Annotated in this window: 8 protein-coding genes and 1 rRNA gene; 4 read left to right on the top strand and 5 right to left on the bottom strand. The window is 67.8% G+C overall.

Translation table 11 applies throughout. The features are described from left to right. From IG98_RS0143055 to IG98_RS0143045, 3 genes are all read right to left on the bottom strand, one after another. Positions 1-249, bottom strand: a 249-nt coding sequence (locus tag IG98_RS0143055) for an aldehyde dehydrogenase family protein (protein WP_030926162.1), incomplete at its 3' end; no start/stop codon positions are given. Further along, the gene (locus tag IG98_RS0143050; protein ID WP_030926160.1) at positions 246-1,544 is read right to left on the bottom strand and encodes an aspartate aminotransferase family protein; all 1,299 of its coding nucleotides are present in this window, start codon (positions 1,542-1,544) and stop codon (positions 246-248) included. The genes IG98_RS0143055 and IG98_RS0143050, both read right to left, overlap by 4 nt. A gap of 167 nt (positions 1,545-1,711) precedes the next feature. Beyond that, on the bottom strand, positions 1,712-3,223 hold the full coding sequence (locus tag IG98_RS0143045) for an MFS transporter (RefSeq protein ID WP_051753698.1): 1,512 nt from the start codon (positions 3,221-3,223) through the stop codon (positions 1,712-1,714). A gap of 54 nt (positions 3,224-3,277) precedes the next feature. Here IG98_RS0143045 and IG98_RS0143040 point away from each other — a divergent pair, with 54 nt between their 5' ends. From IG98_RS0143040 to IG98_RS0143030, 3 genes are all read left to right on the top strand, one after another. After that, positions 3,278-4,057, top strand: coding sequence for a TetR/AcrR family transcriptional regulator (locus tag IG98_RS0143040; protein ID WP_030926156.1), 780 nt, complete (start codon positions 3,278-3,280; stop codon positions 4,055-4,057). Positions 4,058-4,172: 115 nt separating this feature from the next. Next, complete coding sequence (locus IG98_RS0143035; protein ID WP_030926154.1) at positions 4,173-5,798, top strand: PucR family transcriptional regulator; 1,626 nt, start codon at positions 4,173-4,175, stop codon at positions 5,796-5,798. 9 nt (positions 5,799-5,807) lie between these two features. Further along, entirely contained in the window at positions 5,808-6,203 is a 396-nt protein-coding gene (locus IG98_RS0143030) for a cupin domain-containing protein (protein WP_157594877.1), read from the top strand. A gap of 141 nt (positions 6,204-6,344) precedes the next feature. Here IG98_RS0143030 and IG98_RS51710 read toward each other — a convergent pair whose 3' ends face one another. Continuing rightward, the gene (locus IG98_RS51710) at positions 6,345-6,494 is read right to left on the bottom strand and encodes a hypothetical protein (protein ID WP_157594876.1); all 150 of its coding nucleotides are present in this window, start codon (positions 6,492-6,494) and stop codon (positions 6,345-6,347) included. 289 nt (positions 6,495-6,783) lie between these two features. Here IG98_RS51710 and IG98_RS0143020 point away from each other — a divergent pair, with 289 nt between their 5' ends. Continuing rightward, positions 6,784-8,247, top strand: coding sequence for a phosphodiester glycosidase family protein (locus IG98_RS0143020; RefSeq protein WP_030926149.1), 1,464 nt, complete (start codon positions 6,784-6,786; stop codon positions 8,245-8,247). 255 nt (positions 8,248-8,502) lie between these two features. Here IG98_RS0143020 and rrf read toward each other — a convergent pair. After that, a 5S ribosomal RNA gene (gene rrf / locus IG98_RS47935) occupies positions 8,503-8,591 on the bottom strand; the annotation flags it as partial.

Below are 8,591 nucleotides of genomic sequence, written 5' to 3'. Positions count from 1 at the left end.
CGCGAGCTCGTCGCGGTGGGCGTACATCAGCTCACGGAAGCGGAACAGCACCCCCGCCCGCCGGGTCAGCGAGGTGTCCCGCCAGGCGGGCCAGGCCGCGACGGCGGCGGCCACGGCCGCGTCGACCTCGTCCACCGAGGCGAGCTGGACCCGTCCCGTCACCTCTCCGGTCGCCGGGTTGAAGATCTCGGAGGTACGACCGGAACCCTCGACGGGACCCCCGCCGATCCAGTGGGTGACGTTCTTCATGAGGCGACCTCGGCGTTGACGGTTTCGAGCACGGCGATGATGATTCCGAGGCCCTCGGCGGCCTCCTCCATGGTCAGGGTGAGCGGCGGGGCCATCCGGAGCACGTTGCCCCGCAGCCCGCCCTTGCCCGCCAGCAGGCCGGCCTTCCTGCTCTCCTCCATGAACCGGTTGGCGAGCGCCGGGGAGGGCTCACCCGTCGCCGGGTCGACCAGTTCGACGGCGAACATCAGACCCCTGCCGCGGACGTCGCCGACGATCGGCAGGCGTGGCGCGGCCTCGCGGAGCCCGTCGATGATCAGAGCGCCGGTCCTGGCGGAACGGGCCTGCAGGTCGTGGTCGAGGACGTAGTCCAGGGTGGCGTTGGCCGCGGCCATGGAGATCGGGTTACCGCCGAAGGTGGCCAGTCCGACGGCGTGGAGATTGTCCATCAGATCACCCCGGGCGACGACGCCACCCACCGCGAACCCGTTGCCCAGCCCCTTGGCGAAGGTCATCATGTCGGGCGTGACACCGTGGTTCTGGATCCCGAAGAAGGCCGAGCCGGTACGGCCCCAGCCGGTCTGCACCTCGTCGGAGATGAACAGGATCCCCTCGGAGTCGAGGACCTCCTTGTAGGCGGCGAACAGCCCGTCGGGGGCCATGGTGAAGCCGCCCACACCCTGGATCGGTTCGGCGATCAGCGCCGCCACATCGTTGGAGACGGCCGTGGAGAGCACGTGGCGCAGGTCGTCGACGCAGGCCTCGATGTAGCCGGCGTCGGACAGGCCGCGGAACTGGGCGAGGTGCCGGTCGGCTCCGTGCAGGAAGTGCACGTTCAGCGGCGAGAGTGAGTTGTTCTTCCAGGAGCGGTTGCCCGTGACGCCGATCGTGCCGAAGGAGCGGCCGTGGTAGCTCTGCCGCATGGCGAGCACCTGGTCGGACTTGCGCGCGTAGGTCGCCAGCAACAGCGCGGCCTCGTTGGCCTCGGTGCCGGAGTTGGTGAAGAAGACCTTCGCGTCCTGGATGCCGGAGAGCCTGGCGATCTTCTCTGCCAGCTCGATCTGACCGCGCAGCAGGTAGACCGTGGAGGTGTGCACGACCCCGGTGGCGAGCTGCCGCTCGACGGCCTCCCGCACCTCGGGCACGTCGTACCCGATCATGTTGGTCAGAATGCCCGCGAAGAAGTCGAGGTAGCTCTTGCCCGACGCGTCGACTACCCGGTTGCCCTTACCTGAGACGATCTCGATGGGCTCGTCGTAGTAGAGGGCCAGCCAGTTGGGCATTACCGCGCGATGGCGCGCAAGGAGATCCGACATACATCGAGTATCACCGCTCGGGGCCACCGCCTCATACCGGCAACATGTCGGCACATAGCCATCAAACCCATCACACTGTCAGGTCGATAAGTCCCATGCCACCGGCTGATCCACCCGGGCGGATCAGCCGGTGACCGGGCACGCCGGGGCGCCGGCCGGAGAACCCCTCAGCCCTCGGTCTTCACCAGGTCGGCGGCCGAGGTGGCCGTGACCACGGGTGCGGGCCGCAGCACCAGGAACGCCAGCGTGGCGGCGGCCAGGGTGAAGGCGACCCCCACCCAGGAGCCGAACGACATGGCGGAGACGAACGCCTCGCGCGCGGTCCCGATCACTCCGGGATCTCCCAGCCGCAGTGCCTCTCCGATCGACTCCCTGGCGACGGCCGGGGCGTCCGCCGGCATCGACGAGGTGTAAACCCCGGCCAGCACGCTGCCCAGCACGGCGATGCTCAGCGCCATGCCGACCTGCTGGACCGTGTCGTTGAGCGCCGACCCGACACCGGCGTGCGCGGGCGGCACCGCGCCCATCAGCGTCGCGTAGGCCGCGGGACCCGCCAGGCCGCCGCCGATCCCCATGAGCATCAGACCGGTGATCAACATGCCGTACCCGGTGTCGGCGGTCATGAAGGCGAGCACGCCGAAGCCGCCCGCCATCACGGTGAGACCGACGGCGACCAGCGCCCGGTTGCTGACCCGCTGCCCCAGCCCGGCGCCGACCGCGTTGAACAACGCGGCGGCCACGGCGTACGGCAGCAGCGCGAGACCGGCCCGCATGGGACCGTAGCCCAGCACGAACTGCAGGTACTGGGTGAGCATCAGCAGCAGCGCGCCCGTGCCGAACGACATCAGCACGATCGAGAACGAGGCGCCGCTGAAGTTCCGGTCGCGGAACAGCTCCAGCGGGAGCATCGGATGGTCCGACCTGAGTTCCCAGATCACGAACGCTCCCAGCGCGACCACCGCCACGCCGGCGGCGGCCAGCGACTTCGCCGAGGTCCAGCCCGCCGTCGGGGCGGAGACGACCACGTAGACCAGGGCGCTCATACCGGCCGTGGACAGCACCACGCCGAGTGGGTCGAGCCTTCTCGCTGGACCGCGCGACTCGGGCATCAGCAGTACCGCCGCGACGACGGCGACGATCGCGACGGGCACGTTGAGCAGGAAGATCGATCCCCACCAGTAGTGTTCCAGCAGGAAACCACCCAGCGTGGGACCGGCGATCACACCGACCATGGCCACCGCGCTCCACGCGGCGATCGCCTTGCGGCGCTCCTCCTCGTCGAAGACGGTGATCAGGATCGACAGGGTGCTCGGCATCAGGATGGAGCCGCCGACACCCATCAGCGCGCGGGCACCGATCAGGTGCCAGGGCTCGGTGACCAGCACGGCGACCAGCGAGGCACCGCCGAACAGCAGCAGGCCGATGATCAGGAAACGCTTACGGCCGTAGCGGTCCGACAGGCTGCCCGAGGTGAGCAGCAACCCGGCGAAGACCAGGACGTAGGCGTCGATGATCCACTGGATGTCCGCGGGGCTGGCTCCCAGGTCGACCATCAACGCCGGGATGGCCAGGTTCAGGACCGTGTTGTCCACCACCAGGACCAGCAGACTCAGGCAGAGCACTCCGAGGATCCACCAGCGCCTCGGATCGCGTTCGACTCGTACAGTGTTCGATTCCACTCGCACACTGTATGACAAGCTCGCACGCTGTACTATCGGATTTATGCTTGGAGCGTGAAACAGCACTTCAGCTCTGTCTGGACACGCGAGCCGCGCACCGCCAAGAGCCCGGGGCTCGATCGCGCGCAGATCGTCCGCGAGGCGACGGCACTGCTCGACGCAGAGGGGCTGGACGCACTGAGCATGCGCCGCCTGGGCGCCAGGCTCGGCTCGGGGGCCACCAGCATCTACTGGCACGTGGCCAACAAGGACGAGCTGCTGGAGCTGGTCCTCGACGAGGTCTACGGCGAGCTGACAGTCCTGGACGTCCAGGAGACCACCTGGCGCGACTCCGCCTCCTCCTTCGCGTACAGCATGCGCCAGGTGCTCCTCAGCCACCCCTGGGTGATCAACCTCATCGGGACCATCCCCAGCATCGGCCCCAACGCGATACTGCTGATGACCCGGCTCGTCGCCACCTTCGACCATGCCGGGTTCCGTGGCCTCGACCAGGACTACGCCGCCTCGACGCTCATGGCCTACGTGGCCGGGGTCACCACGCCCGAAATCTCCTGGCGGACCATGATGGAGCGGACGGGTCTTGGGTCCAACGAGCTGAACGCGGCCCTCCACCCGCTGGTGGAGGAGGTCGCGGCGGGCCACCCCGAGCTGACCGCCCGCTACGCCGAGTTCAGGGAGGTCGACGTCGAGACCGCCAGGGCGCTCAACTTCGAGTTCGGCCTGACCTGCCTCCTCGACGGCCTGGAAGCCCGTCTGAACCGTGCGGCCTCGGCACCGGCACCGGTCTCGGCGGACCCCGGCGCGACACCGCCTCCGCGGCCGAGCCTCCATTAGCGATCCCGCACGGAGGGCATTGCTGGCCTTTTACCGCAGAAGCGCGGCTGGCAGGTAAACAGCATGTAAAAGGAGGGGCACGCGTACTTACATTCTGATCAGATACTCTCTGTGTGTGCTCCCTACAGTCGCCGACGTCCTCGCTCTGGACACCGTTCGCCGGGGCAATCCACAGGTCGTGGCGGGGGCTGACCGGCTGGGTAGCCGGGTGCGCTGGGTGCATGTGGGCGAGGTCACCGATATCGCCCACCTGCTACGCGGAGGTGAGCTCGTGCTCACCACCGGTATAGCCCTGCCCGACGACCCCGACCAGCTCGCCGACTATGTCGCCGAGCTGGCCACCGTGGGTGCGTCGGGGCTGATCGTGGAGCTGGGCCGCAAGTTCATCAAAGAGTTGCCCCGTGCCGTGATCAACGCCGCCGAAGCGCACGGCCTGCCCCTGGTGACCCTGGCGATGGAGACACCGTTCGTGCAGATCACCGAGTCGGTGCACGCCCGGATCATCGACATCCAGCTGGAGGAACTCCGCGCCTCCAAGCAGTTGCACGAGGTCTTCACCGAGCTGTCGGTCGAGGGCGCCTCCCCCGCGAGAGTGCTTGGCCAGGTCACCCGGCTGTCCGGACGCCCCGCGCTGCTGGAGAACCTCGCCCACCAGGTCCTGGCATGTGACACCGCCGGACGTGACACGGGCACGTTACTGGCCGGCTGGGAGACGCGCTCCCGCTCGGTGGCCCCCCAGCCGCGGACCGCCTACGACGCGGCCTCGGGCTGGCTGGTCACCATAGTCGGCGCCCGGGGCCAGGACTGGGGCCGCCTGATCCTGCTCTGTGACACCGAGCCGGGGCCGCATGACATCGTGCTCGCCGAACGCGCCGCGACCACCCTCGCCCTGGGCCGCCTGCTGGAACGCCACCAGGAGTCACTGGAGCGTCAGGCACACGGCACGATCATCACCGGAATCCTGGCCCACGCGTACGCGGACCCCGAGGAGGCCGCGGCCCGTGCCCGCGCGGTCGGCGTGCCGCTCACCGGTCGCAGGCTCATGAGCATGGTGCTGCGCCTGGCCGAGTCGGCGGAGAAGCCGATGGACAGCCAGGAGCAACTCGCCCAGCTCGCCGAACTGGGCGACGCGGCCGCCGCCGCCTGCCGAGAGGCCCGCCTTCCCGCCCTGATCGGCGCCTTGGACCAGAACCGGGTCGGCGTCCTGCTCCCCCTGCCACCGCGTGTCCTCCCAGAATCCGCGCTGACCACGCTCACCGACCATCTGCGCACGGCCTTCACGACCCCCTTCGTCCTCGCCGCGGGTTCCGTGGTCGAGTCGGTCCGCGACGTGCGGCGGAGCTTCCTGGAGGCCGAGCAGGTCGCCGACGTGGCCGTCAGGCAGCCCGACGGCCGCGCTTTCTACCGGCTCCCCGACCTCCGTCTGCGGGGCCTGCTCCACCTCCTACGTGACGATGCCCGGCTGCAGACCTTCGCCGAGCGCGAGCTTGGCCCGCTGCTCGCCCACGATGCCCAACGCGGCGGCGATCTCACCAGCATCCTCCGGGTCTACCTCAACGCGGGCCGCAACAAGGCCCTCGCGGCTCAGCGGGCGCATCTGTCACGCCCCGCCTTCTACGACCGTCTCCACAGGTTGGAACGCATCCTCGACACCGATCTGGACGATGTCGAGTCCTGTCTTTCCCTCCATGTCGCCCTCCTGGCGCTGGAGTCCTTCCGGAGAGACAATCCCCGCCCCTGAAAGGTCCCCATGCCCGACATTCTCATCCCAGAGCCCGCCGATCTGGCCCGGATGATCACCGCTGCCGGCGCGTTCTCCGTCCCCGCCGGTGACGTGCAGCTCTCACCGGACGAGCTGGAACCCGACCAGATCCTGGCGGGTTCCCCGCGCGTCTCGTCCATCGAGCTGTGGTCCTCTCCGGATGGCAGGCAGAGCCGAGGCATCTGGGAGATCACTCCGGGAACCGTGGTCGATGTGGAACGTGACGAGATGTTCGTGGTCCTGTCCGGCCGCGCCACGCTGGAGGTCGACGGGGGTGCCACCCTCGAACTCGTCCCCGGCTCGGTCTGCCTGCTCGCCGAAGGGGCCAAGACCGTCTGGATCGTCCATGAGACCCTGCGCAAGGTGTATCACTGCATGGGCTGACCAGATCAAGCTCGCGGGTCGTACGGAACCTCGGTTCCGTACGACCCGCGACTGTCCGCCCGTTCACCGCGACGACCGGGTGCGGTGATCTGTTCTTCCGGGCCTGCTGAACCAACTGCGTCTGTACTAACCGTGTCTGTACTAACCGTGTCTGTCGGACGCGATGTCCATCTGAACAGGGTCATCCGCGCAGATGTGGAGATCCCAGCGGCGCGGACGCGTCAGGATCGCCCCAAGGATGACACCCAGGATCACGCTTGCGATGATCACGATGAGAATGCTCAGCCCCATGACGGCTGCCTCTCGGAAAGATGTGCCGCTTGATCTGAGGAAATGCGGCCTACTGCACCGTAGCGTCGCATTCTCACTGTCGCAACGAAACGGCTGGGGACTAATCCTTATTGACCAGGACCGTTGACCCGGTCGGGGCCGTCACGGGCAGGTGAATTCTCTCGTGAGCGACATGATCTTGCGTGCGCAACGACACTTTCTTGGGATGTTTCGCGTGTTTCGCTCCCCTCGCCCCGTAGATCTCGGCACGATGGTGTACGAAATCTGAAACCAACGGGGAGAGATATACATGTCGCGACGCCTTGTCGCCGGATTCACGGCCCTAGCGCTCACCGCCACAGCGATTCCCGCTGAGGCCGAACAGGCGAGTTCGGGGTTTCCCTCCTCCGCGTTCCCACTGGGCGTGAACATGGCCACGGTGAAAAACCAGCAGAGTGTGGCACCGGGCATTGATCTTTTCAGCGTGAGGCACGGCAAGTCCACACAGGGCTGGACAGTCTCCGCCCTCATGCCCAACGGCCACGACGACGGCCGTCTGGACACCGCTCAGACGGTCGCCGAGGCCGTGGAGGCGGCGGGGTTCACTCCCAGCATCCTGCGGATCGTGCAGCCCGCCGCGGCGGACGCCCCGGCTGTGGAGCGATACATGGTCCGGATCGGCCTGTGGTCGTTCGGCAAGCAGGCCGAGGCCGACAAGGTCGTGAAGGAGCTCAAGAAGCAGGGTGTCCGGGCCAAGACCGACTATCTCGGCGACGATGGCACCGAGACCACCGGCCCCTGGAACATGAGCGTGTTGATGGTCGACCCGAAGGCGTTCAAGGGATCCTTCAAGGCGAGCGTCGGCAAGAGCGTGGCCAAGCGCGAGACCACCAGCTCGATGTCGAAACTGACCGGCGCCATCGCCGGGGTCAACGGCGGCTTCTTCAACATCCACACCGCCAAGGCCCTTCAGGGGGATCCGGTCGGTATCTCCGTGGTGGGCGGCAGGCTGCTCAGCGAGGCCGTGCCCGGCCGCAGCGGCCTCGTCATCACCCAGGGCCGCAAGGCCCGGATCACCGAGCTGCGGACCCAGGTCACCGCGATCTCCTCGGACGGTACGAAGGCCGAGGTCAACGGCATCAACCGGGCCGCCGGAAGCGACGAGCTCGTCCTCTACACCGAGGAGTTCGGCAGCAAGACGGCCACCGACGGCGGCATCGAGGTCGTCATCGACGCCCAGGGCCAGGTCGTCAAGGTTCGCCAGGCCGGCGGCATCGTCGCCCGGGGTACCTACGTGCTCCACGGCACCGGCCTGGCGGCCGTCTGGCTCCAGGAACACACTCAGGGCACCGGGATGAAGCTGGACACCAAGGTCATCGACCTGCGGACGCAGCGGGCGATACCGCTCACCTCGGATACGTACATCATGGGCGGCGGGGTCGGGCTGGTCAGAAACGGCCGGGTGCGCATCACCGCGGCGGCCGACGGACACGCCTCGATCAACATGATGCTCCGGCGCCACCCGCGCACGATGGTCGGTGTCAACAAGTCGGGCGGGCTGATCCTGGCCACGGTCGACGGACGCAACCCGGGTGTCTCCGTGGGCGCCTCAATGGTGGAGGCCGCCCAGCTGATGCGGTGGCTGGGCGCCAAGCAGGCCATCAACTTCGACGGTGGTGGCTCCAGTGTGATGGTCGTCGGCCACAAGCCCGTCAACCGGCCCTCGGACGGCGCGGAGCGGACCGTGGGCGACGCCCTCTTCATCACACCCTGACGAACGGCGCTCCAACGCGAGAAGCCCCGGTCCTCATCGGCCGGGGCTTCTGGTTCTCCGCAGACGCACGGGTGGCTCTCCCGGCCTCCGGATCTCCGAGGCAGCTCTCGGAACCTCGTCCCCGGGTAAGCCTCAGATTTCAGGGTCGACTCCCTGTGCGAAACCCGATGAAACCCCAGGAGAAGCCGGCAAGCCCTCTCCCGGCTGGAAAACACGAAGGCCCTCACCGAAAGGTGAGGGCCCTCATGAAAGATTGTCCGGCGGTGACCTACTCTCCCACACCGTCCCCGGTGCAGTACCATCGGCGCTGAAGAGCTTAACTTCCGGGTTCGGAATGTAACCGG

It is taken from the genome of Streptosporangium amethystogenes (genome assembly GCF_000721075.1).
Classification (GTDB): Bacteria; Actinomycetota; Actinomycetes; order Streptosporangiales; family Streptosporangiaceae; genus Streptosporangium; species Streptosporangium amethystogenes.
This window is presented reverse-complemented; position numbering and strand designations above follow the sequence as displayed.